This window comes from Jeotgalicoccus sp. FSL K6-3177, assembly GCF_038050175.1.
GTDB lineage: Bacteria > Bacillota > Bacilli > Staphylococcales > Salinicoccaceae > Jeotgalicoccus > Jeotgalicoccus nanhaiensis.
Map to the genome: position 1 here is coordinate 1,316,730 of NZ_JBBOSK010000001.1, position 25,285 is coordinate 1,342,014.

Annotated in this window: 24 protein-coding genes, 1 other RNA gene and 1 pseudogene; all 26 read left to right on the forward strand. The window is 43.6% G+C overall.

Features of this window, described 5'->3' with window-relative positions; genetic code table 11:
- Nucleotides 1–3 precede the first annotated feature (3 nt).
- The 26 genes and pseudogenes from gpsB (at nucleotide 4) to brnQ (ending at nucleotide 25,249) form a co-directional block, all read left to right on the forward strand.
- A complete protein-coding gene (gpsB, locus tag MHH58_RS06570; protein WP_115884280.1) occupies nucleotides 4–330 on the forward strand; it encodes a cell division regulator GpsB in 327 nt (108 codons plus the stop codon).
- 47 nt (nucleotides 331–377) lie between these two features.
- An RNA gene (rnpB, locus tag MHH58_RS06575) (RNase P RNA component class B) lies at nucleotides 378–770 on the forward strand.
- Nucleotides 771–872: 102 nt separating this feature from the next.
- Entirely contained in the window at nucleotides 873–1,997 is a 1,125-nt protein-coding gene (locus MHH58_RS06580; protein ID WP_341345389.1) for a THUMP domain-containing class I SAM-dependent RNA methyltransferase, read from the forward strand.
- Entirely contained in the window at nucleotides 1,998–5,381 is a 3,384-nt protein-coding gene (locus MHH58_RS06585) for a dynamin family protein (protein ID WP_341345390.1), read from the forward strand. It abuts the gene before it with no gap.
- 16 nt (nucleotides 5,382–5,397) lie between these two features.
- Entirely contained in the window at nucleotides 5,398–6,273 is an 876-nt protein-coding gene (locus tag MHH58_RS06590; RefSeq protein WP_341345391.1) for a 5'-3' exonuclease, read from the forward strand.
- 5 nt (nucleotides 6,274–6,278) lie between these two features.
- Nucleotides 6,279–6,686: a ribonuclease HI family protein gene (locus MHH58_RS06595; protein WP_135096873.1), complete on the forward strand. Its 408-nt coding sequence runs from the start codon at nucleotides 6,279–6,281 to the stop codon at nucleotides 6,684–6,686.
- 33 nt (nucleotides 6,687–6,719) lie between these two features.
- Entirely contained in the window at nucleotides 6,720–6,890 is a 171-nt protein-coding gene (locus MHH58_RS06600) for a zinc-finger domain-containing protein (protein WP_115884275.1), read from the forward strand.
- Nucleotides 6,891–6,906: 16 nt separating this feature from the next.
- Nucleotides 6,907–8,018: pseudogene (locus tag MHH58_RS06605) on the forward strand (conserved virulence factor C family protein).
- 1 nt (nucleotide 8,019) lies between these two features.
- Complete coding sequence (locus MHH58_RS06610) at nucleotides 8,020–8,460, forward strand: BrxA/BrxB family bacilliredoxin (protein ID WP_135096875.1); 441 nt, start codon at nucleotides 8,020–8,022, stop codon at nucleotides 8,458–8,460.
- A 202-nt stretch (nucleotides 8,461–8,662) separates the two neighbouring features.
- Entirely contained in the window at nucleotides 8,663–9,616 is a 954-nt protein-coding gene (locus MHH58_RS06615; protein WP_341345392.1) for a thymidylate synthase, read from the forward strand.
- 10 nt (nucleotides 9,617–9,626) lie between these two features.
- Nucleotides 9,627–10,103 carry a dihydrofolate reductase gene (locus MHH58_RS06620; RefSeq protein WP_135096879.1) on the forward strand — a complete coding sequence of 159 codons (477 nt, stop codon included), beginning with the start codon at nucleotides 9,627–9,629 and terminating at the stop codon, nucleotides 10,101–10,103.
- A gap of 1 nt (nucleotide 10,104) precedes the next feature.
- Nucleotides 10,105–10,656, forward strand: coding sequence for a DUF2140 family protein (locus MHH58_RS06625; protein WP_135096881.1), 552 nt, complete (start codon nucleotides 10,105–10,107; stop codon nucleotides 10,654–10,656).
- Nucleotides 10,657–10,669: 13 nt separating this feature from the next.
- Nucleotides 10,670–11,191: a peptide-methionine (S)-S-oxide reductase MsrA gene (gene msrA, locus MHH58_RS06630; RefSeq protein ID WP_115884270.1), complete on the forward strand. Its 522-nt coding sequence runs from the start codon at nucleotides 10,670–10,672 to the stop codon at nucleotides 11,189–11,191.
- Nucleotides 11,191–11,625: a peptide-methionine (R)-S-oxide reductase MsrB gene (gene msrB / locus MHH58_RS06635; protein ID WP_135096883.1), complete on the forward strand. Its 435-nt coding sequence runs from the start codon at nucleotides 11,191–11,193 to the stop codon at nucleotides 11,623–11,625. The genes msrA and msrB overlap by 1 nt, the downstream gene beginning before the upstream one ends.
- Before the next feature lies 1 nt (nucleotide 11,626).
- A complete protein-coding gene (locus MHH58_RS06640; protein ID WP_115884268.1) occupies nucleotides 11,627–11,848 on the forward strand; it encodes a YozE family protein in 222 nt (73 codons plus the stop codon).
- Nucleotides 11,849–11,861: 13 nt separating this feature from the next.
- Nucleotides 11,862–12,575, forward strand: a complete 714-nt coding sequence (gene deoD, locus MHH58_RS06645; protein WP_341345393.1) for a purine-nucleoside phosphorylase — start codon at nucleotides 11,862–11,864, stop codon at nucleotides 12,573–12,575.
- A 94-nt stretch (nucleotides 12,576–12,669) separates the two neighbouring features.
- Nucleotides 12,670–14,235: a S41 family peptidase gene (locus tag MHH58_RS06650; RefSeq protein WP_318272265.1), complete on the forward strand. Its 1,566-nt coding sequence runs from the start codon at nucleotides 12,670–12,672 to the stop codon at nucleotides 14,233–14,235.
- 101 nt (nucleotides 14,236–14,336) lie between these two features.
- A complete protein-coding gene (locus tag MHH58_RS06655) occupies nucleotides 14,337–15,413 on the forward strand; it encodes an undecaprenyldiphospho-muramoylpentapeptide beta-N-acetylglucosaminyltransferase (RefSeq protein ID WP_341345394.1) in 1,077 nt (358 codons plus the stop codon).
- On the forward strand, nucleotides 15,410–16,033 hold the full coding sequence (locus MHH58_RS06660; protein ID WP_135096891.1) for a phosphatase PAP2 family protein: 624 nt from the start codon (nucleotides 15,410–15,412) through the stop codon (nucleotides 16,031–16,033). Before MHH58_RS06655 ends, MHH58_RS06660 begins: the two co-directional genes overlap by 4 nt.
- 93 nt (nucleotides 16,034–16,126) lie before the next feature.
- Nucleotides 16,127–16,747 carry a GNAT family N-acetyltransferase gene (locus MHH58_RS06665; RefSeq protein WP_115884263.1) on the forward strand — a complete coding sequence of 207 codons (621 nt, stop codon included), beginning with the start codon at nucleotides 16,127–16,129 and terminating at the stop codon, nucleotides 16,745–16,747.
- Nucleotides 16,748–17,368: 621 nt separating this feature from the next.
- Nucleotides 17,369–18,043: a response regulator transcription factor gene (locus tag MHH58_RS06670; protein WP_341345395.1), complete on the forward strand. Its 675-nt coding sequence runs from the start codon at nucleotides 17,369–17,371 to the stop codon at nucleotides 18,041–18,043.
- Entirely contained in the window at nucleotides 18,040–19,413 is a 1,374-nt protein-coding gene (locus tag MHH58_RS06675; protein WP_341345396.1) for a HAMP domain-containing sensor histidine kinase, read from the forward strand. The genes MHH58_RS06670 and MHH58_RS06675 overlap by 4 nt, the downstream gene beginning before the upstream one ends.
- Before the next feature lie 109 nt (nucleotides 19,414–19,522).
- A complete protein-coding gene (locus MHH58_RS06680) occupies nucleotides 19,523–22,321 on the forward strand; it encodes a 2-oxoglutarate dehydrogenase E1 component (protein WP_341345397.1) in 2,799 nt (932 codons plus the stop codon).
- Between the two features lie 18 nt (nucleotides 22,322–22,339).
- Entirely contained in the window at nucleotides 22,340–23,578 is a 1,239-nt protein-coding gene (gene odhB, locus MHH58_RS06685; RefSeq protein ID WP_341345398.1) for a 2-oxoglutarate dehydrogenase complex dihydrolipoyllysine-residue succinyltransferase, read from the forward strand.
- 68 nt (nucleotides 23,579–23,646) lie between these two features.
- Nucleotides 23,647–23,841, forward strand: coding sequence for a DUF6501 family protein (locus MHH58_RS06690; RefSeq protein ID WP_115884258.1), 195 nt, complete (start codon nucleotides 23,647–23,649; stop codon nucleotides 23,839–23,841).
- Nucleotides 23,842–23,935: 94 nt separating this feature from the next.
- A complete protein-coding gene (brnQ, locus tag MHH58_RS06695; RefSeq protein ID WP_135096901.1) occupies nucleotides 23,936–25,249 on the forward strand; it encodes a branched-chain amino acid transport system II carrier protein in 1,314 nt (437 codons plus the stop codon).
- Nucleotides 25,250–25,285 lie beyond the last annotated feature (36 nt).

The window sequence follows — 25,285 nt, forward strand, 5'->3', positions numbered from 1 at the left end:
AGTATGAGTGACTATACGCTAAAGCTGTCTGCAAAGGATATATTCGAGAAAGAATTCGAAAAATCACTAAGAGGTTTTAAACCGATAGAAGTAGATAGTTTTCTTGACGACGTTATCAGTGATTATCAGAAAATGGCAGACATGAACAACAATATTAAAAAACTTGAAGAAGAAAATGCACGATTAAAAAAAGAAGTTGAAGATCTCCGCATCAGGGTGGCAACCAATACACGCACTCAGGGCGGCAATGGACAGAGTCAGCAAATCGATATTTTAAAACGTCTGTCGAGTCTCGAAAAGCAGGTTTTCGGCAGTACAGCAAAACAGTAAGACAGATTATATGCATGTATTTTAAGAACTTTAAAATAAACAGACGGTAACTCGGATAATCGCTATGCAGCATGCCTGCATAGAGGAAAGTCCATGCTCACACGGACCTGAGACGGCCGTAGTGTTCGTGCCAGACGAAACAATAAGTCTGGGCAATGATATTTTATATCTTGACGGCTGCGAAATATTCTAAGTGTGTAAACATACGGATAGAGTAGCTTTAAAAGTGCCACAGAAACGAGCTTCAGAAGAAATGATGAAGATGGAACGCGGTAAACCCCTCGAGTGAGCAATCCAAATTAGGTAGGAGCACTTTCCAACAGGAATTCAACTGGCGGAGAGATATTATTCATTTAATATAGACAGATGATTATCACCAATGTGCGAGTGTATACTAGTGCACGCCGGCAGCACAGCGGGACAGAACATGGCTTATAGAGAAACCGGACTAGACAAAAAGCTCTCCACTTATGAGGAGAGCTTTTTTTATGCCTATATTCATACTATAATGTAAACAAATCTAACTTTAGGAGCTTCTTAATATGAACTTTAAATTTATAGTCAATACACCGATGGGACTTGAACGTGTCGTCTCGGATGAAATCAAAGCGCTCGGCCTCGATACTACTTTAGAAAACGGCCGCGTCTATTTCGAAGGCGATGAACGCACCATCGTCGAAACTAATTTGAAACTCCGCACGGTCGACCGTATCAGAATTGTCCTCGGCGACTTTACTGTAAAAACGTTCGACGAGTTGTTTGAAGCGGTAAAAGCTTTGCCGCTGTCAGATATTCTCGGACCGAATGCAGAATTCCCGGTGACAGGACGCTCCCATAAGTCGACCTTATACAGTGTGCCGGATGTACAGCGTATTACGAAAAAAGCCATTGTTGAACATTTAAAAGAAGCGTTCAGCATGAAAGGCAAACTGCCTGAAGACGGCCCCCGCTATAAAATCGATATTAATATTCTAAAAGACAGAGCGGTGCTGACTGTAGATACGAGCGGAGACGCTTTACACAAACGCGGCTACAGACTCGCCCAGGGGGATGCTCCTATTAAAGAAACGCTCGCTGCCAGCATGCTGAAGCTTGCCAACTATACAGGAGACAATACGCTGTATGATCCGTTTACCGGCTCAGGCACTATCGCACTTGAAGCGGCGATGATTGCCCGCAATATCGCCCCGGGTTCCAACCGCACTTTCGACAGCGAGTCATGGGATATTATCCCGGAAGAATTGTGGACGGAAGTCCGCACCCAGTGCGAGCACGAAGCAGACTTCGACAAGGATGTTAAAATTTACGCGACAGACATTGAACCCGACATGATTAATATCGCGATTAAAAACGCGGAAGAAGTCGGTCTGGAAGCAGATATAGAATTCGGTACACTCGATGTGCACGATCTTGACACGCTCGATAAAAACGCACAGCTTGTAACCAACCCGCCTTACGGTGAACGTATCGGGGAAGCGAAAGCCGTGGAGTCGATGTACGCGAAGGTCGGCGAACTGATGAAAGAAAATCCGTCGCTGAACGTTTATTTAATGACATCGAACAAAGAGTTCGAAGAAATCATCGGCAAAAAAGCAACGAAACGCAGAAAGCTGTTTAACGGCTACATTGAAACAACCTTCTACCAATATTGGGGAGTGAAAGAATAGTTGTCATCACAAGGGGAAAACAGACAGACACTTAATACGCTGTATAAACTAAAAAAAGAAATTCTGAAGTCGGACAACGATACACTCGTATCACAAATTGACCACGCAATCCAAAAGACGTATAACGACCAGCTGGTATTTTCATTTATCGGCCATTACTCTGCAGGGAAGTCGAGCCTGATTAATTATCTTTTAAATCAGGACATCCTGCCTTCATCACCGGTGCCGACGACAAGCAATACCGTCTCGGTGCAGATCGGCAATAAGAGCGGAATCCAGGCCTTTATCAACCAATATCAGTATGCCGCAGTCGATAACTACGAAGAATTAAAAGCGCTCAATACTAAAGATATGGATATCCAGGCGATTACGATGGACATCCAGTCGGATGACTATCAGCAGAATACAGTCTTCCAGGATACACCGGGTGTGGATTCCAATACGGACAGCCACGAGGAAGCGGCCAACAGATTTTTACTGAACAGCGATTTAATCTTCTTTACGGTGGAATACAACCACGTGGAGAGCGAGCACAATTTAACGCTGTTAAAAGAAATTGCCGGCCTCGGTATTCCGCTCGTTTTAATTATTAATCAGATCGATAAGCACGACGACCGTGAGATAACGCTCGACACCTTCTTAAATCGCGTTAAGACGACGCTCACGAACTGGAATATTTATCCGGAGCATCTGTTTACAACGTCTATCTACGAGTCGACACACAACCATATAGACGATTTAAAAGCTTTTATTAAAGAGATGGAAAAGAAACGCGCTGAACTTGAAGCGGCCTATGACACCCGTATTACAAAGAATATAGAAGATAAACAGCTCGAATATTTACGAGATGAGCTCGAGACGCTGACAGACGAACTGCAGCTTGATAATCCACTGACGAAAGAACGGGCAGCAGAACGTATTGACTATTTAAACAAGGAAATCGAAAAAGCGGAAATCGATCATCTCCGGAGCGACGAAGATGAATTAAGATTCCACGTGAAAGAGTCCGTTAAAAAACTCGTTAAAGACAGCTACTTATTTCCGCATCAGGTGAAAGACGCCATAACGGAATATTTAAAGGTTATGGCAGGGGAGAAGAAGGCAGGGGGCTTGTTCGGTAAAAAGAAAAAAGAACAGGCGCTGCTGGAAGATACCCTCGCTCTAGTAGATGAGGCGATACAGCCGGTCATACATACTGAAATCAATGCGAACATTAACAGTTTCTTTCAGTCGCTCGGTTTAATCGGTGAACCGTTCAAATTTGAATGGAATCATGCGCTCCTTGGAGACGAAAAGATTACTTCGCTGAACCAGACGTATATAAGCAATTACTTCGATAAGCTGAAGAGCAGTCTGACTCAGGAAGTTTCCGAGCGGAGCGTCCGGCATCTAGAGACGCTGACACCTGAAGAGACGGGAGAGATAAAAGCGCAGACGACACTCACAAGAGAGAAAGCTTTTTATATTAAAGCAAAAGACCTGCTCGAACTGATAGAGTCGCTCGATACACAAAATTACCGCCATTTCTACATTCATCTGGATGACGAGATCGATAAGCTGAATCTGCTGGAAGAGATTACTTTGACGTACGATGAGGACAAGCAGACAGAAGCGGAAGAAAGTAGACATAACGAATTTACAGTTAACAATGAAGGCCGCATGAATTTACAGGCCTTCCGCGAACTTAGAGATTTACTGGAAGACTCACCGCGCTATACGGACTATCAGCGCCTGTTAAACGATAAGCTTTCACGAATTGATAACGGTAAAGCCAATATCAGTGTCTTCGGCGGTTTCAGTGCCGGGAAAACTACTTTTATTAACGCCCTGCTCGGTGATAAGTACTTAGCGACGAGTCCAAATCCGACGACCGCAACGATCACCGAAATTAATAATGATGACACCAGTACTGTCGTGTATAAGAGTGAAGCGGATTTAACAGAAACGCTTCAGACACTGTCCGGGGAAGAGCATAAGACAGCGGACGGTTATAAAAAATGGATTAATAAAAATATCTCAAAAGTTGATGAAACCTATAAACCGCTTCTGTCGGGAATTCTTGAGAATTACGACAAGTACAAAGACGATTTAGGCCAGACGGTGAGTATCGACACGGATGCGCTTATAGAAAAAATAAGTAATGATAAAGACTCGACCTTTATCCATAAGGCGAATGTGTCACTCGAAAATGAAATGACAGAAGCTTATACGCTGGTGGACTCGCCGGGGATTAACTCTATAAACGCCCGTCATACGTCAGAAACGAGAGATATTATTACAGAGAGCGATATGATTATATACGTTTCTTACTATAATCACGTCTTTTCACGCTCGGATGAAACCTTCCTGCAGTATATCCAGTCGCTGAAAGGTAAAGACTTCCCGATTATTTTCATTATTAACGCGGTGGATTTAATGAAGTCTGAAGCGGATAAAGAAAAAGTACTCGACTATATGAGGAATGCTTTAAATACTATGCATATTAAACATGTCCTGTATCCTGTTTCCAGTAAACGGGCACTTGACGGAGGAGACGGGTATTTCAATACAGCACAGAAAGAGATTAAGGAAATTGCTGACCGGCAGTCTGGGAACGTCCAATATCAGACGCTGAAGGAAACGCGCCAGCAGCTCTTGAATACACTGGAGAGCAATATACGCCAGTTTGAAGATAATGGGGAAGAGCGCAGCAAACTGCTCGACTTAAGACAGAATCTGTTACGAGATATTGGGAGTATTAAAGCAGACAGTCTTAATGAAACCCTGAAGCAGGAAATTGATATTATCTTGACCTATCTGACGAAGCGGCTTGAACTTCAGCTGTACGACCACTTAAAAGGTCTGCTGACAGTATCGCATATGAGCGACAGGCATTATTTAAAAAATAACAGTTCTGTGCTCGTCCGGAATATTGAGGACTTTCTGACCCTTGAGACAAGTATTGCCTTTAACGCTGTCTACCGGCAGGCGGATCAAAAAACGCTGCAGATGATTACGCAGTTTAACGAACGTCTTGCCTTATCAGGTACACCGGGCACCTTGTCCATAACGAGTGTCAAAATAGAGGAGCCTCATGTTCGTATTGATGCGGACGTATTAAAACCTTTTGGCAAAATTCTTTATCAGCACAGAAATAAAACACAAGATTACAGAGAGACCCTGCTGGAGCTTGCAGAAACGCTTGTCCGTTCAGTGGATCAAAACGACTTAAGAGCTCAGATGGAAAAGCTTGCCGGAGAATATACGGCACTGCTCGACAGACAGCTGTCAGCAGACCGAAGAGAGATAACCGCAGCGCTTAAAGTAGAGCCTGAAGAAATATCACGTACGGATTACGATGGAGACCGAGCTCTGCTAAAAGCAGTACAGCACATCTCTATATAACCATGGAGGGAACTTTTTGACACAGCATACTTTAATAATAGACGGCATGGCCTTACTGTTCAGACACTTCTACGCGACGAGTTTCCGCAATCAGTTCATGTACAATAACAAGGAACTCCCGACGAACGGTGTTCAGGGCATGCTGAGGCATACTTTCAAACTGCTCGACCTGACTCAGCCGGATAATGTGATTATCGCCTGGGATATGGGGTCGAAGTCGGTACGGAATGAATGGTACGAAGGCTATAACGCAAATCGGGTGGCACCGCCTGAAGAAATGGTGCCGCAATTTGATATGATCAAAGAAGTTATGCATGATATCGGATTTTACCAGGATGGCATTGCAGGCTATGAAGCGGATGATGTTATCGGCACAGTTGCACAGCATGTCGATAATCTGACGATTGTCAGCGGCGACCGCGACCTCCTGCAGCTGATTAACGAGACCAACCGGATCTGGCTGACGAAAAAAGGCTATACGGAATACCATTATTATGACTACGAAGCCTTTAAAGAACAATACGGAATTACCCCTCAGCAGTTTATCGACGTCAAGGCGCTGATGGGGGATGCGAGTGATGGATATTCAGGTGTTCAGGGTATAGGAGAAAAGACCGCGCTTAAACTGATTCAGACTCATGGTTCGGTTGATGCGCTTCTCGATAACCTCCATATGCTGACACCGAAAATGCAGGAGAAGATTACCGGTGATATGGAATCTCTCCGTATGTCGCAGCGCCTGGCCGAAATTATTACGGATGTGCCGATTAAAGTCGACGGACTGATGGACAAGAGCCGGCTTAATTTCGATACTGCACATGTTAACAAAGTTTTGAAGGACCATGACCTCCGTCTCGCGGAGAAGTATTTATCAACTTTAAATTTAGGGTGATGTAAATGGCGAAAGTATATATCGATGCGGCAGCGAGTTTTGAACCGAAATTTGCCTGCGGCGGGGTGATTATTAAAGACGCGGACCTCGACTTTCAGGAAACTGTCCTGCTCGGCGAAATGGATAACCATGAAGCGGAATGGGCGACACTTGAATTTGCCCTGAAAGCAGCAGAGGAATTAAAGCTTACCTCGCTGATTGTCTATACGGACTCTAAAATTATCGTCGACACGTTCGATAAACAGCACGTCAAAAATAAAACGTTCAAATCTTACTACGACAGAGTGCTTCCTTTAACAAACGCGCTCGATATGTTTATAATTACTCATACACCGAGAAAAAATAACCGCGGTGCGGATAAACTGGCTAAAGACCGTTTATACAAAGAACGCAAAAAATTAAATCTGAATTAGCTGTTTTGCAATTTTAAGTAATGAGGTATGATAATGAATACGAAAGTCCTTGATAAAATTAATCATCTTGAACGCACTTACTGCAGAGGATGTCTCTTGAAAGAAGTCAACAGAACCGAAGGTTCGAAATCAAGCGCGCATTCATTCTGCATTACGGAGTGTTCCGTCGGCATTGAAATGAAAATGCACGGCAATAAACTATAATACTGGAGGCACGACTATGGAAATCGTAAGAATTGAACCGACACCAAGCCCGAATACTATGAAAATCACTGTCAATGAAACAAAAGAAGAAATGAAATCTTCAACTTATAAAGAAATCACAGAGGATACACCGACATTTATTGCACGTGTGCTGGAACTTGAAGATGTCACAAGCGTCTTCCATGCACTGGACTTTATCTCTGTAGATAAAAGTGCCAAAGCTGACTGGGAAACACTGGTTCCGAAAATAGAGGCTACTTTTAATAATGAGGATGCTGGTGAAGTAAAAAAAGACTGACACCTGAGTCGAACTTTGGTGAAGTGAACACTCAGGTGCTCATGTTTAAAGGCATTCCTTATCAGATCAAGTTAAATGACGGCGGGGAGCACCGGCGTGAACTGCCCGTGCGTTTTACTAAAGCTGTGGAAGAAGCGACCCTGCCCGAAGACAATATTATTTTCGACCGCAAATGGGAAACTTTAAGCACCCGCTACGGTACACCGGATGAAGTATTTTCAGAGGTTATTGAAGAGCTTGAAGCACTTTATCCGGAAGCTGTATTGAGAGAGCTCGTCGAAGAAGCGAAAAACCGTGTGCAGCCGGCGCCGATGAAATACTTTAAAGTTTCGCTTGATGAATTTAAAAATACAGAAGACTGGAAAGAGCGGCTCTATATGCTCAATCACTTTGATACCCCGGATGAGAGCGATTATCCACTCCTCGAGTACGCGCTTTCTGATGAAAAAATGCAGGTCAGACGGATGAGTGTCAGCCTTCTTGCCATGATTGAAGTGCCGGAAACGCTCAAATTTTTAAAAATTGCGATGGCAGACCGGGCAATTCCGGTCAGAAGAACAGCGGCTGACGCTTACAGCGATCTCGGTTTTAAAGAAGGTCTTCCCGATATGTATGAAGCACTCGGCGATAAAAACCCGATTGTCCGCTGGCGCGCGGCAATGTTTATATACGAAACAGGCGACGAGGACAGTCTCGGAGTATTAAAAGCGCATCAGCATGATCCGCAATACGATGTGAGACTGCAGATTGAAATGGCGATTGCCCGTATTGAAGAGGGCGAAGATGCACTCGGCAGTGTATGGAAACAAATGCAGAACAGGGAGCGATAACATGGATGCATATCAGGCATATATGAGAGAAATTGCAGAACCTATGAGGCAGGAACTGACAAATTATAATTTTGAAGAGTTAACGACACCTGAGGGTGTGCATGATTTTATGAAGGACGCCGGAGAAGATGACACGACTTTCGTCGTTATTAACAGTGTCTGCGGCTGTGCAGCAGGGCTCGCAAGGCCCGCTGCAGTAACAGTCACGAATCAGAATCCGGTTAAACCAGACCGTCTCGCGACAGTCTTTGCCGGCCAGGAGCGTCCGGCAACAGCTGCTATGCGTGAATATATTACAGCTGAACCGTCAAGCCCTTCCTTCGCTTTATTTAAAGGAAAAGAACTCGTCTCATTTACAGGACGGGAAAACATTGAAAATAGAAGTATTGAAGATATTATGATGGATCTGAAAGCGGATTTTGACGAATATTGTGCAAAATAAAAAAAGGAAAGGGCGCACCCTTTCCTTTTTTTATAAGTCGCTGCCTACTCGTAGATGCACATTGTAATCATGTAGCCCGCAAGTAAAGTCAAACCGATTGTGAATAAAATTTCCATTATGAACACTCCGATCACAATTATTTTTCTCGTCTCATTAATACTAATTATATAGAACTGCACAATAAAAGAAAAGGGTGATTTTAATGAATTCATTTGATAATACTTATCACAATCTGATGAACCGGGTCATGGAGTCGGGCACTGAAAAAACTGACCGGACCAATACAGGGACTAAATCTGTCTTCGGCCATCAGATGCGTTTTGATTTAAGTAAAGGTTTCCCGCTTCTTACGACTAAAAAAGTATCTTTTAAACTCGTGGCAACCGAGCTGATCTGGTTTCTCCGCGGCGATACGAATATTAAATATCTACTCCAGTATAACAACAATATATGGAACGAATGGGCCTTTAAAAAGTATGTCGAGTCCGATGACTACACAGGACCGGATATGACGAATTTCGGTCACCGGGCGCTAGAGGACGAAGCATTTAACGAGCAGTATAAAGCTGAAATGAAAACTTTTAAAGAGAAAGTGCTGAACGATGATGATTTCAGCAAGAAGTACGGAACACTCGGCAATGTTTACGGCAAACAGTGGCGTCACTGGGTCGGTCCAAACGGTGAGGTCATTGATCAGATGAAGAATCTTATCGACGGTCTTAAAAATAAGCCCGATTCGAGACGTCATATCGTCAGCGCATGGAACCCGGCGGAAATTGAAACGATGGCGCTGCCGCCGTGTCATACGCTGTTCCAGTTTTATGTCGCAGACGGCAAATTAAGCCTGCAGCTCTATCAGCGGAGCGGGGATATCTTCCTCGGCATTCCGTTTAATATCGCAAGCTACAGTCTGCTTTTAGCCTTAGTCGCACGCGAATGTAATCTGGAAGCTGCCGAGTTCGTGCACACGATAGGGGATGCGCATATTTACTCCAATCATTTCGATGCGGTCAATACTCAGCTGTCCCGGACAAGCTACGCACCGCCTCAGCTTAAAATTAAGTCGGACAAATCGATGTTCGAACTTGAATATGAAGACTTTGAAGTTGAAGGCTATAAATCCCACCCGGCAATCAAAGCACCGATTGCAGTATAGGAGGAGACAGATGGTATCATTAATAGTTGCTCATGCAGACCAGAACGTCATCGGCTTTAAAGGTGATATGCCCTGGAGCCTGCCCGCAGACTTAAAAAGATTAAAAAAACTGACCACAGGGAACACTATAGTTATGGGCCGTAAAACTTTTGAGACACTTGGACGTCCGCTGCCGAACAGAAAAAATGTCGTGCTCACATCGAATAAGGATTTTTCAGCACAGGGCGCGGAGGTTATCCATTCAATTGATGAGATTAAAAACCTGCCGGGTAAAGTGTTTATTTTCGGCGGCAGTACGCTTTATGAACAGACCATGCATCTAATCGACGAGATGTATATTACAGTGATTGACAAAACTTTTGCAGGCGACACGTTTTTCCCTGACTACACGATGAACGAATGGACTGTGGAATCAGAAGAGGACGGTTCAGAAGACGAGAAAAACCGCTATCCGCACAAGTTCCTGCACCTGACAAGAGAGCTGTAATATGAAGAAGAATATATGGATGATTCTGTTCTTTGTCTTACTTGCGGTAAATATAGCGGTAATTATTATTGCCGTGTCTTTCTTCAATCAGTCTTACGAACAGACGAGCGGCGAGGCGCCGCCGGAAGAGCCGCAGGAGCTCGAGTTTATTTTAACGAACAGTACAGTTGAAACATTAATTAATGATAATATTCCATATGACGAATTTACCGTTAATATTAATACTGAAGGTATTACGGTTGATATTGAACAGAAAGTGCTCGGGTTTTCCATCAATTCAAGTATTTCCGGCGAACCCGTTGTCAGTGGCAGTAATATTATTATTCACTTAACAGATTTGAATTTAGCAGGGCTGCCCCTCTCAGAAGATGCCCTGTATACAGCACTTAGAAAGCTCGTCGACTTGCCTGACGGCATAGCGATGAGCGAAACAGAACGCGCACTTGTCATCGACATGTCGCTGTTTGAACAGTATTTCGGCGTAGAACTTCAAGCCGATAAAATAGACTATGAGAACAATGCGTGGTATTTTTCAGTAAACAACACTTTCTAGGAGGAATTTATTTATGGCAACAGCAACTTTAGCAGGCGGATGTTTCTGGTGTTTAGTTAAACCGTTTGACCAGTGGGACGGCGTAAAAGAAATCGTCTCGGGTTATTCGAACGGCGATGAACCGAATCCGACTTACGAACAAGTTTCAACAGGTACGACAGGACATATCGAAGCTGTGCAGATTGAATTCGACGAAGACGTTATGAGCTACCGTGAACTGCTGGAAGTATTTTTCAAGACTTTCGATCCGACCGATACCGGCGGCCAGTTCGGCGACCGCGGACCGCAGTATATGCCGGCGATATTTTACCACGACGAAGCACAGCATAATACAGCACTTGACGTAATTAAAGAGCTCGATGAAGCAAATGTTTTCAATGCGCCAATTAACACACCGGTGCTGCCTTATAAAAACTTCTACAGAGCAGAAGATGAGCATCAGGACTTTTACAAGAAAAATGCAGGACACTATAATGCGTACTATAAAGGATCCGGACGTAAAGGATTCGTTGAAAATGTATGGGGTGAAAAATAATGGCAAGAAAAGATATCAGTGAATTAACAGAACTTGAAAGAAACGTGATGAAAGAAAATGGTACGGAATCACCATTTGAAAACGAGTACTGGAAACATTTCGAAGAGGGGATTTACGTCGATAAACTGAGCGGCAAGCCGCTGTTTACGTCAAAAGATAAATTCGATTCTTCATGCGGCTGGCCGAGCTTTGCCCGCTCGCTGTCTGAAGACGATGTATCCGAACATGTAGATACGTCATTCGGCATGCGCCGCACAGAAGTCCGCAGTGAAACTTCGGACTCGCACCTCGGCCATGTTTTCCCTGACGGACCGCAGGAACTCGGCGGCTTAAGATACTGCATCAACTCTGCAGCGCTTGATTTTATCCCTAAACAAGACCTTGAAAAAGAAGGTTACGGGGAATACGTCAATCTCTTAGATTCAGAGGAGTAGTATGAAAGACCGTCCATATTATCAATATATGAAGACACAGCTCGGGGCAAAGACCGCTGTCGGGAAACTCGCAGATTATATTGCAGATGACATGTCCTTCCCGAAATACTCAAATAATTACGATGAAATCTCGGATTATCTTGAAAAGAACCCGTATCTTAATATATCATTAGATACGTTCGATGAAAGTTTTTCAGACTACAGAGAATGGCTACAATCATAGAGGAGATGAAAATATGAGTATTCATATTAATGCGAAACAGGGCGATATTGCCGACACTATTTTACTGCCGGGAGATCCGCTCCGTGCGAAGTACATCGCCGAGACATTTTTAGAGGATGTTGTGTGCTACAACGAAGTCCGCAATATGTTCGGCTACACAGGTACTTATAAAGGCAAGAGAATTTCAGTTCAGGGTACAGGAATGGGTGTACCGTCAATTTCAATTTACATTCATGAACTGATGCGCGACTACGGCGTTAAAAACTTAATCCGCGTCGGTACTGCAGGCGCCTTAAAAGAAGAAGTTAAAGTACGTGACGTTGTTATCGCACAAAGTGCAACAACTGACTCTTATCAGAACGTTAAATTATTTGAAAACGTAAGCTATGCACCGACATCAGACTTCGAACTGCTCTTAGCAAGCTATAACGAAGCTCAAAAACGCGGTCTTGATGTGAAAGTCGGCAACGTCTACACAGCAGACTCGTTCTACGATTCTAAAACAGATACTAAGCAGCTTGCTGACTACGGTGTTCTCGCTGTTGAAATGGAATCTGCAGCTCTGTTTACTATCGCACAGGAATACAAAGCGCGTGCGCTGGCTATTCTGACAATTTCTGACCACCTGATTACAGGCGAAATAACAAGTGCCGAAGAAAGACAGACAACTTTCAATGATATGATTGAAGTTGCACTCGATGCAGCAGTGCCATTTATCGGAAAATAGAAGATTAATTTGAAGAACAGTGATTTCACTGTTCTTTTCTTTTCTTTAATCAAGTAAACTGATAATATATGAGTAATACATAGGTAGAAATTGGGTGCATATCTTGAGCGAAGAAAACAATGATAAGAACGTCCAGCATAAGCTGCGGTCCGTTCAAATGAATATATTCTGGTTTATCGTCATTATTTTAACGACGATAATTGCCAGTGTAGTAATTACAGCCGTCGCCATATCAAATAATCAGGAGCGTGCAGTCAACGTCGGAACGGATACAAGAACCGAGTTTGCAAAACTGTACAGCGTCTACGATACGCTGACTGAAAATTATTATGAAGATGTCGATTCGGACGCTTTAATCGAATCATCCATCCGCGGCATGGTCGAAGGACTGGAAGATCCGTACAGCGAATATATGAATATCGACGAAACTGATGAGTTCGAAGAGAGTATTACCGGAGACTTTGAAGGCATCGGTGCCGAAGTGATGCAGGAAGGCAGTAAAATTATTATTTCAAGTCCAATGAAGGGCTCTCCTGCAGAAGAGGCCGGTATTGAACCCGGCGACCAGATTCTTGCTGTTGACGGCGAATCGCTCGAAGGCATGACGACGACGGAAGCCGTCCAGCTGATCCGCGGCGAACGCGGCACTGATGTTGTGCTTACTATTCAGCGCGGCAGCGGCAGCCCGTCGGATATTACGATTACGAGAGATACGATTCATATCGACAGCGTGACGTATGAAGAAATCGAAGGTGTCGGTCATATCAGTGTCAACCGGTTCCAGCAGGGCACAACCGATGAATTCAGCGGATTTATCGACCAGGCGGCAGAGGACGATGTCGACGAGCTGATTGTCGACTTCCGCTACAATCCGGGCGGCCTTTTGAATGAAGCAGTCACACTGATCAATCAGTTCATTGAACCGGATACTGCTGCACTGTACCTTGAAGATAACCAGGGCAATCAGCAGGAAATACTCACAGAAAATGAGAAAAATCCGAATGCTGAATCATTTGACGAAGTGTACATTTTAATTAACGAAGGCTCTGCAAGTGCTTCTGAAGTATTTACAGGCGCACTCGATGATTTAACAGATGTCACAATTGCGGGAACGACTTCCTTCGGTAAAGGTGTCGTCCAGCGCACGAGCGAGTTTAAAGACAACTCGATGCTGAAATATACGAATACCAAATGGCTGACGCCGGACAAGACCTGGGTGCAGGATAAAGGTATTACACCGGATATCGAACTGATCAATCCGGATTACTACCGTATCGAGCTCTTGACCGAAGATGAAGTCTTCGCAGAAGGCCAGACCAATGAAAAAGTGCTGTCTATTAAAGTCGCACTCGATGAGCTCGGCTACGACATTACCAATTTCAATGATACATTTGATGCCGAGCTGACCGAAGCCGTAATGGCATATCAGAGCGATGAAAATCTCGAAGCTGACGGTATTGTGACCGGAGAAACAACAACGGGTATTCTGTCGGATATTCGCGACCAGATTAACGACAACGATGCTCAGCTGAATTATTTAATCGATTATATTAACGGTGACATGTCAATTAAGGAAATTGAACAGGAGGCGCGCGATAATGCACCGCATATCCCGCCGGTCATTGAAGATGAACAGAATTTAAATGATGAAGAAGAATAAGACATCAAATTCCGTACAGTTCACGCTTGTACGGAATTTTTTGTTGTAGACATTTTGTAAATAGTTTAAAGTAAAGTCACTAAGTATTATGGAGGGCGCTTATGGTTTCAGAAAATAAAAAAGTAATGCTGACAGGCGGCGGTACAGTCGGCCATGTGATGCTGAACAAACTTCTAATCCCTGAATTTCAAAAGCAAAATATTGAACCGCATTATATCGGTTCGAAAAAAGGCATAGAGAAAGATATCATTTCGGAGCTCGATATTCCTTACCATGAAATTTCGAGCGGCAAGCTGCGCCGGTATTTATCATTTGAAAATTTAAAAGATATTTTCAAAGTGCTGAAAGGTGTCACGGATGCTAAGAAAATTTTAAAACGTGAACAGCCGCTGTTTGTTTTTTCAAAAGGCGGTTTCGTGTCGGTCCCGGTCGTCCTGGCAGCAGCTGCAAAAGACGTGCCGGTTTATATCCACGAATCGGATTTAACACCGGGACTTGCCAACAGAATTGCGAGCAAGTTTGCAACAAAAGTATTCTGCACCTTCGAAGCGACAGCAGAACAGTTTACTGATGCAAAGGCCGAATACCTCGGCCCGGTCATCCGGCCTGATCTGATGGAAGGAAACAAGGATGAAGGCTATGCTTTAACCGGCTTTAATTCTGATAAACCTGTAGTCATCGTGATGGGCGGTTCGCTCGGTGCGAAAAAAATCAATGATTTCGTCCATGAGCATATTGATGTTCTCACGGAAAAGTATCAGCTTATCCATTTAACAGGGAAAGGCAATATGAAGCAGAAAATCCAGAAGGCGGGCTACAAACAGTTCGAATTTGCCGGTGATGAACTGGCTGATCTGTTAGCCATCAGTGATATCGTGCTTTCACGCAGCGGCTCGAATGCAATATTTGAACTGCTCCTCGCGAAAAAACCGATGATTTTAATTCCGCTTGGTCTCGACCAGAGCCGCGGTGATCAGATTCAAAATGCAAAACACTTTAAAAAAGAGGGTTATGCGGAAGTTCTGAAGGAAGAAGACTTAAATCTTGAAAACTTACAGGAGAAACTGGAGTTTATCGAAGAGAACTACAGTGATATTACGTCTAAGATGACACAGTTCAAACACGGCTTTAATCCTGCCGAACTTGCAGATAAACTAATCGGGGAGGCATCAGTGTGAGCCGGAGCAAGAAAATGTCCTTATTTTTAGTCTTCACTTTAATATTCGGCGTGATTGCCATCTTTCATGAATCAAGGCTAGGCCGCTGGATTGACCGTGAAGTCTATGAATTTATTTACGCATCTGAAAGTTTTATAACGACAGCGCTCATGCTCGGCTTTACCCAGCTCGGCGAAGTGCTGTCCATGATTGTAATGTCGCTTATCCTGATATCAATTCTGATGCTGTATAAACTGAAGGTGCACACGCTGTTCATTTTAATTTCGATGATTGCATCGAGTATTTTAATTCCCGTCCTAAAAAATTCATTCGACAGGGAACGTCCGTCGATGCTCCGCCTGATCGAAATTTCCGGCTTCAGTTTCCCGAGCGGACACGCAATGGGTTCAACGATATTCTTCGGCTCGCTCGGGGCGATTATTAAGCATACAGATTTAAACAACAAGGCGCTCTTAATGACGGTGTGCGCGACCTTTATCCTGATGATTTCATCATCCCGCGTCTACCTCGGCGTCCACTATCCGACAGACGTTCTCGCAGGCGTTGTAATCGGTCTCGCAGTAGTGGTTGGAACGAGTGCACTGCTTCACAAGAAGTTCAAAAAGCCGGTTTTAATTTAAGTGAATTTATTTTGAAATATTATCATTGCTTAATATTTTCCGAGGAATTATAATGAAATTACTTTGGGTATTATTAAGATGGCAGGTGATGATATGGCAATAAATTTATATGAAAACATTACGCTTGAAAACGACAGAATTCGACTCGTGCCCATGCAGTTGAGCCACGCCGCAGAACTTCAGTCTATTAATCACGACAGTATTTGGACCTATATGCTTTTTCAAGCCACAACTGAAGAAGCAATGAGCGAATGGATTCAAAGTGCCATTGAGCTCCGCAACCAGTTGAAATCGATACCGTTTGTTGTCGTCTTAAAAGCAACAGGCGAAGTCGTCGGTGCCACGCGCATTCAGCATATCGACTATGAACGTCAGAGCTGCGAAATAGGCGCCTCTTGGTTCGGCACCAAAGCCCAGCGTACTTTCATTAACTCAGACAGCAAATTCTTACTGCTTGAATACTGCTTTGAAGTGTTAAAGCTCATGCGCGTACAGGTACGCGCCGACGAAAGAAACGAGCGCAGCAACAAAGCAATTGAACGGATCGGCTTCACCAAAGAAGGCGTGATACGTAAAGAACGCTCGCTCTACGGCGTTCCGCGCAATTTAATAATCTATTCAATTATCGATGATGAATGGCCCGAAGTGAAAACGAATCTACTCATTAAACAGCAAAGCTATATGATGGACACACCAAATACAATTGTAAGCTAACCATATTTATTTAATTTGAACCGGGGACCTTGGAGAAAGGGTGTCCGGTTTTTTGTGTTGTTTTATATTTGGGTGGGTGACGCCGGCGGATAGACGTTGTCGATTTGATAAAGTACATGTAGCAACTTTATCGCTTTTTTATATTAATTTACTATGTTCATCTCACATGGGCATCCAAACCCCTTTAAATTACCATGTCAATTCAACATGGGCATCCAAACCTCCTTAAATTACCATGTCAATCTCACATGGGCATCCAAATCCCTTTAAATTACCATGTCAATTCAACATGGGCATCCAAACCCCTTTAAATTACCATGTCAATCTCACACGGGCATCCAAACCTCTTTAAATTACCATGTTCATCTCACATGGGCATCCAAACCTCTTTAAACTACCATGTCAATTCCACATGGGCATCCAAACCTCTTTAAATTACCATGTCAATTCCACATGGGCATCCACCTCACATCCAGTCCCCCCAATCAACTCCTTACCTCGCAAAATCCCCATCATAACCAGTAAAACCAGCAAATCATCCGCAAACCCCCGCATCTCGCACCTTTAATTTTTAATCCGGTATAATTTCATGATAATATGTAGACAAAGTAGGTGAGGCTTATGCCGGAAGTATTAGTTGTTGAAGACGAAACGAATTTAGCCCGTTTCATAGAGTTGGAATTAGGCCACGAAGGTTACAGTGTAACGCTGGCAGCGGATGGTCAGGAAGGTTTTAATATGGCGAGTGAGAATGATTACGATGTCATTCTGCTGGATTTAATGCTGCCGAAACTGAATGGTCTCGAAGTGTGCAGGCGGCTGCGCAAAACAAAGGATACGCCGATTATTATTATTACGGCGAAAGGAGATACATACGATAAAGTCGTCGGCCTTGATTACGGGGCAGATGATTATATCGTAAAGCCGTTTGAGATTGAGGAGCTGCTCGCGCGCCTCCGGGTGATTATGCGCCGCAACAAGACGGCAGAGACGAGTCACTCGACACTCGAGCTGCACGGCATTTCTATCGACACGTCGGCCTATACCGTCTCGATTGACGGCACGCCGATTGAGCTTACAAAAACGGAGCACGAACTGCTCCATCTGCTCGTTAAAAATATGAGTATCGTTATGAAACGCGAACAGATTCTCGATATTATCTGGGGCTACGACAGCGAAGTGGAGACGAATGTTGTCGATGTGTACATCAGGTATCTCCGCAACAAATTAAAACCATTCGGCAAAGATAAACTGATTGAAACCGTCCGCGGAGTCGGGTATGTGATTAGACAATGAACCGCGTGACATCTCTCAGAACGCAGTGGCTGAAACTGTCCATTTTAATTATTACAATTACTTATATACTGTTCAGTTCGCTCCTGATTTACGCGACGAGCGTCTATTTAAAAGACCAGGAATACCGCGCAGTGTCGAGGAGTCTGACCGATGTCAGCTCGCTGTATGAGAACCAGCCGTTCAACTCGATTACTGAACGTGATATTTATACGAGTCTGTACGATAATCAGCAGATGGGTCTCTACACGCTCAGCGGCGAAGAGGTTTACCGCTGGCCGATCCGCACTCAGCTGAATGTTGAGACAGATTTTGAAGCGAACCTGAATCCTGTCATTGAAACGACGAGTGTCGACGGCGATGATTATCTCGTCGGCACACGCATGCTGCAGTCGGATTACTGGCACGGTTACATCTCCGTTATCCATCCGCTGAACGAGTATAATACGATTATCCGTATGATGCTGTTCATCGCAACGATTATCGGTTTTTTATCGATTACATTCACGTCGATTATCAGTTATTTCTTCTCGATTCAGATGGTCAAGCCAATTGGCAGATTCACCGGCCAGCTGAAGAAAATTGAGAATCAGGGCTTCGCCGAACGGCTCGATTTAAAAACGAATATTATTGAAACCGATTATATGATTGAATCGTTTAATAATATGATGGAAGCGCTCGAGGAGTCCTATAATCAGCAAAAACAGTTCGTTGAAGATGCGTCCCACGAACTCAGAACGCCGCTGCAGATTATTCAGGGGCATTTGCAGCTGATTAACCGGTGGGGCAGAAACAGTCCTGAAGTGCTAGATGAGTCTCTCGGCATTTCAATCGAAGAGCTGAAACGCATCAACAAGCTCGTCGAGGAACTCCTCCTGCTCACTAAAAACGAAGGGGCGGATTACCTCCAGACTGAAAGCATTAATTTAAACGATGAAATAATGAGCCGTATTGAAAGTCTCGATAAAGTTCATCCGGATTATACGTTTGAAGCGAAACTGGATAAAAGCAAGCTGATGTATCCGATTAATAATTATCATTTTGAACAGATGCTGATTATTTTCCTCGATAACGCGATTAAATTCGATACGGAGCACAAGCATATTACTGTCTCGTCGGAACGTCTTAAAGACGGCAGCATCGAAATTGCGATTACGGATTCCGGAATCGGTATCCCGGCAGAGGAAATCGATCAGGTATTCAACAGATTCTACCGGGTGGACAAATCAAGAAGCCGCGATCAGGGCGGAAACGGACTCGGTTTATCGATTGCTAAAAAAATCGTCGAATTATACCGCGGAAACGTATGGATATCAAGCGAAGAAGGAAAATCGACGACAGTTCACATCAAATTTCCAAAATTGAAAAACTAATTTATAAAACATTAGTGACAATCTGTAATTGCGCTTTCAAGAAGCAGTGTTAAATGGTAAAATTTTATACGTAAAGAGTATTTAAAAAATATAAAGAGGTGGCAGTACAATGCAACAAAATGAAGTTGAGAATGCTCCTGTAAGATTTGGAACAAATCTAGGCATGATTCTTGAGTATTTTGACATGTACAAAGAAGACCCGGATTCAGTCTCGGAGGAAATGCAGTTATTATTCGACAGCATTTCTTCGAATGAAGGAAGCAATACTCGTCATTCAGATAAGGCTCTTACTCCGGCCGGACAGGATAAAATCAAAGGTATCTTGCAGTGGCTAAATGACATCAGGCAGTATGGTCATTTAAAAGCGGATGTCTATCCGGTATATTCACCGGAAATTGACAACGCACCTGACTTTGATTTTAACGCCTATGGTTTTTCAGATGCTGATCTTGAAAACCTGCCGGCAGGTATCGTTTCTGAAGCGATTGCCGATAAATTCGACAACGCGCTTGAAGCAGCACGTTACCTGGAAAAAATCTACACTTCACCGTTATCATATGAATATACTCATATTAACAACACTGAAGAAAGAAACTGGCTGCAGAACACCATTGAAGGACTCGGAGAAGTTGAACTTTCCAGCGATAAGAAAGTTTATCTTTTCAAGGAACTAGTTAAAACTGAAGGCTTTGAAAAGTATCTTCATAAAAACTTTGTCGGTGCCAAACGATTTTCAATCGAAGGGGTGGACTCGCTCGTACCGATGCTCGATCACCTGCTCCAGCGTATGGCAGAGGAAAACATTCCGCATCTGCAGATTGGTATGGCTCACCGCGGACGCCTAAACGTGCTGACACATACGCTGCAGAAACCGTACGCTATGATGCTGAGTGAGTTTATGTCGACAGACCCGATGAAATTCCTCCCGGAAGACGGTTCGCTCGTGCTTACCAACGGCTGGATGGGCGATGTGAAGTATCACCTCGGCGGCGTTAAGACGAGAACAGACAAAGGTATCGAACAGACAGTGACGCTTGCCAATAACCCGTCACACCTTGAAATTGTCGGACCTGTTGTTCAGGGACGCACGCGCGCCCAGCAGGAACAAACTGATCAGGCGGGCAAAGCGGTTCACGACGTGGATAATTCACTTGGTGTAATTATTCATGGTGACGCTGCCTTCCCGGGACAGGGTGTAAACCCGGAATCGATGAACTTATCGAATCTTAACGGCTACTCAGTCGGCGGTGCCATGCATATTATTACTAATAACCGCATCGGCTTTACGACAGAAGAGTGGGATGCACGTTCAACACTGTACGCATCTGATATTGCCAAAGGCTTCGATATGCCGGTCTTCCACGTCAACGCGGACCGTCCGGAATATGTCCTCCGCGTCATCGATATTGCGATTCAGTACCGCCAGAAATTCAAAAAAGATTTAGTCATTGATCTTATCGGCTACCGCCGTTACGGCCACAATGAAATGGATGAGCCGATGACGACGAACCCGAATCTTTACAACGAAGTTCATGAATATCCTTCAATCGATAACCTTTACGGTGATAAGCTTGTCGAAGAAGGTGTTATTACACAAGAAGACAAAGACAGTATTATGCAGGCGATTCAGGATGAATTAAGAGCCGAACATGATAAGATTGACAAAAATGATACTGTTGTCACTGAAGATATTCAGACGCCAAAAGAAATTATGGAAGGCCAGGCGAATGAAACAGAAGAAGATATTACACGCGACCGTCTTCAAAAGATAAACGATGAACTGCTCGAATATCCTGAAGGATTCGCGCCGCTTAAAAAACTGAATAACGTATTATCAAGACGTAAAAAACCATTTGAAGATGACACAGCTCTTGTCGACTGGGCACATGCGGAAGCTCTTGCTTTTGCAACGATTAACCAGGACGGCACGCCGATTCGTTTCACAGGTGAAGATGCAGAGCGAGGAACATTCGCACACCGTCACGCAGTGCTGCACGATCCTGAAACAGGTAAGAAACATACACCGCTCCATAACATCAGCGATGCGGAGGCGTCTTTTGAGCTGTACAACTCGCCGTTAACTGAAATGGCAGTCGTTGCTTACGAGTACGGCTATAACGTTGAAAACAACAGCGCGCTGACAATCTGGGAAGCACAGTACGGAGACTTTGCCAACATGGCTCAGCCGATTTTTGATGTGTTCGTATCATCTGCACATTCCAAATGGGGCGAAAGAACTGCTTTAACGCTGCTTCTGCCGCATGCACAGGAAGGTCAGGGACCGGAGCACTCATCTGCACGTCTGGAAAGATATTTACAGCTTTGTGCTGAAAACAACATGACAGTTGTAAACTTATCGAGCAGTGCCAACTACTTCCACCTCTTAAGACGTCAGGCTAAGTATTTAAATACTGAAAAAATGCGTCCTTTAGTCGTTATGTCACCGAAAAGCCTGCTGCGCAACACGACAGCGAGCCAGCCGGTCAGCGAATTTGTTCAGGGCCGTTTCCACGAAGTAATCGTACCTGAATACAAGAAATCAAAAGTGAAAACAGCAGTCATTGCCAGCGGAAAAGTCGCTGTTGACCTGCTTGAAGCACAAGCTAAAGCTGAAACACCAAACGACGAAGTAATGATTATCAGACTGGAACAGCTGTACCCGTTCCCGGCTGAAGCAATTAAAGAAGTATTAGATGATATTACAAACCTGAAAGAAGTACGCTTCGTTCAGGAAGAGCCGCAAAACCAGGGTTCATATCATTTCGCACTGCCTTACCTGCTCGATATCGTTCCTAAGAAAGCAGAACTGAACTATATCGGCAGAAAACCGAGCGCTTCAACTTCTGAAGGCAACGGCGGTTCTTACAAACTTGTACAGCAGAATATAATAGAAAAAGCTTTAAAATAATAGGGGGTAAATTATAAAATGGCTGAAATTATCGTGCCTGAATTAGCAGAATCAATCACAGAAGGAACAATATCTACATGGTTTAAGCAAGTTGGGGACACAGTGGAAAAGGGAGAGAACGTACTCGAACTTGAAACTGATAAAGTAAACGTTGAAATCGTCAGCGAAGAAGCAGGCGTGATTTCAGAACTTAAAGCCGAAGAAGGCGACACTGTTGAAGTTGGACAAGTCATCGCTGTTATCGGTGAAGGCTCAGGACCTGCTGCTGATAAGAAAGAAGAAGCAAAAGAAGAGCAGTCTAAAGAAACTAAGGACAGCGTACCTGCTGCTGAGCCGGCTGAAGAAGACGAGAACGACGAACTTGTCGTTGCAACACCTTCAGCAAGAAAACTTGCCCGCGAAAAAGGGATTAAAATCTCGGATATCAATCCGACCGATCCCCGCGGTCTAGTACGCAGCCAGGACGTTGAAAACCACGGCAATGCACCTGCGCCTAAATCTGAAAGCAAACAGGAAGAGAAGAAAGCAGCACCTAAAGCTGATGCGGCACCTGAAAAACCGGTCAGACGCGAAAAAATGTCACGACGCAGACAAACTATTGCCAAACGTCTTCTCGATGTGTCGCAAAACACTGCTATGCTGACAACGTTTAATGAGATTGATATGACGAACGTTATGGAACTTAGAAAACGTAAGAAAGAAAGCTTCCAGGAGCGTAACGACGGTACTAGACTCGGCTTTATGTCATTCTTTACCAAAGCTGCTACAGCTGCACTCCGTAAATACCCGGCAGTAAACGCTGAAATCGACGGCACGGACTTTATCTACAAAGAGTTCTTCGACGTATCGATTGCAGTATCTACCGATGAAGGTTTAGTTGTACCGGTTGTCCGCGACACGGACCGTAAAACATTTGCTGAAATTGAAAATGATATTGCTGAACTTGCTAAAAAAGCAAAAGATAAAAAGTTATCTCTTGACGATATGGCGGGCGGATCATTTACAATTACTAACGGCGGAGTTTTCGGCTCACTCATGTCTACGCCGATTATCAACGGTACACAGGCAGCAATTCTAGGCATGCACACAATTCAAAAACGTCCGGTGGCAGTAGGCGACGATATTGAAATCCGTCCGATGATGTATATTGCACTAAGCTATGATCACAGAATTATCGACGGTGCTGAGTCAGTCGGATTCCTGAAAACGATTAAAGAATTAATTGAAAACCCTGAAGATTTATTATTAGAAGGTTAAAATAAAACAATTTAATAAGAGAAGGTATCCTCGCGATACCTTTTCTTTTTTACTTAGGAGGAATAATTATGCTTCAAAATGAATGGGAAAATAATAATATCAGAACTGTGACCGTAAAACATGTGGATGCTGAAAAATATAAAGTATCCGATATGCTTACAGTAGGCAAAGAATATACAGTAGTCAATGAAACTGAAGAGTACATTTTCGTCAAAGATAATTCAGGAAAAGTAGGCGGCTACTACAAAACGTATTTTTCATAGTTTAAAAGTCAGATAATTTCAAATACTTATGGATTTTTTTGCTAGAGTAAGGTAGAATTATTGCATATTAATTATTATAGAAGAGGCGATGCCCATGAGTACAAAACAAGTCATTATGGTAGGGTTTACTTTATTTGCCATGTTCTTTGGAGCTGGTAACTTAATTTTCCCGCCTGCACTCGGATTTTCAAGCGGGGAATACTTCTGGACAGCAATAATTGCATTTGTCCTGACAGGAGTAGGACTTCCTTTAATCGGAGTTATCGTAGGTTCAATTTCAAAAGACGGATATAAAGAATCACTTAAAAATATCCATCCTGCATTCGCAGTCATTTTCCTGGTTGCAATCTATTTAACAATCGGGCCGTTCTTTGCAATACCGAGAACAGCAACAACTGCTTATGAAATGTCAATAGTGCCGTTCTTAAGTGAAAACACAGGCATGTGGCTGTTAATTTTCTCTTTAGTTTACTTTATCGTAGTCTTATTATTAAGTCTTAAACCCGGCACACTGGTTAACAGTATCGGGCAAGTATTAACGCCGCTGCTATTAATTGGAATCGTACTGTTAATTGCCGTTGCAGGATATACATATTTCAATAATCCAATTAACCCGGCTGTTGAAACATTTGAAGGTTCTTCAGCATTTACAACCGGCTTTACTGAGGGTTACTTAACTATGGATGCCATCGCAGCGATTGCGTTCAGCGTCCTTGTTCTTAACTCAATCCGTCAGCTTGGTGTAACCAACCGTAAAGATTTACTTATCGGAACGATTAAATCAGCACTGCTTGCTGCCGTACTTTTAGCTGCCATTTATATTTCACTCGGATGGCTTGCAAACAGAGTCGATCTTGGCGGTGCCGCAGTCGATGACCAAAACCTTGGAACCTTCCTGCTGACCTTTATGAGTGATGAAGTGTTCGGTATCTTTGGACCGATACTACTCGGTTTAATCGTATTATTTGCCTGTATCACTACAGGAACAGGACTTATCGTATCTGTTTCGGAATACTTTAACAGTATTTTACCGAAAGTGCCTTATAAAGTATGGGTTGTCCTGTTTGTACTCATCTCATTCGGTCTGGCTAACCAGGGTCTGAATCAGGTTATTGCTACAAGTGTACCGATATTGTCTATTATTTATCCGGTCGCAATGACTACTGTCTTACTCTTAATACTGACTTATTTCATACCGTCACCGAGACTCAGTCTGCAAATTCCGGTATTCTTAGTGTCTATATTATCTGTGATCGCAGTAGTACACAGAAACGGCTGGTTTGAAATGAGCTGGATCGAGTCACTGCCGCTGTTCTCAAGCAGTTTTGAGTGGATACCATTTATGATTGTCGGCTACATTCTAGGCTATTTAATCGGCATGAAGAAACCCAAAGTGGAATACTCATAAGAATAAAAAATCACTTCTCCGTATGGGAGAAGTGAT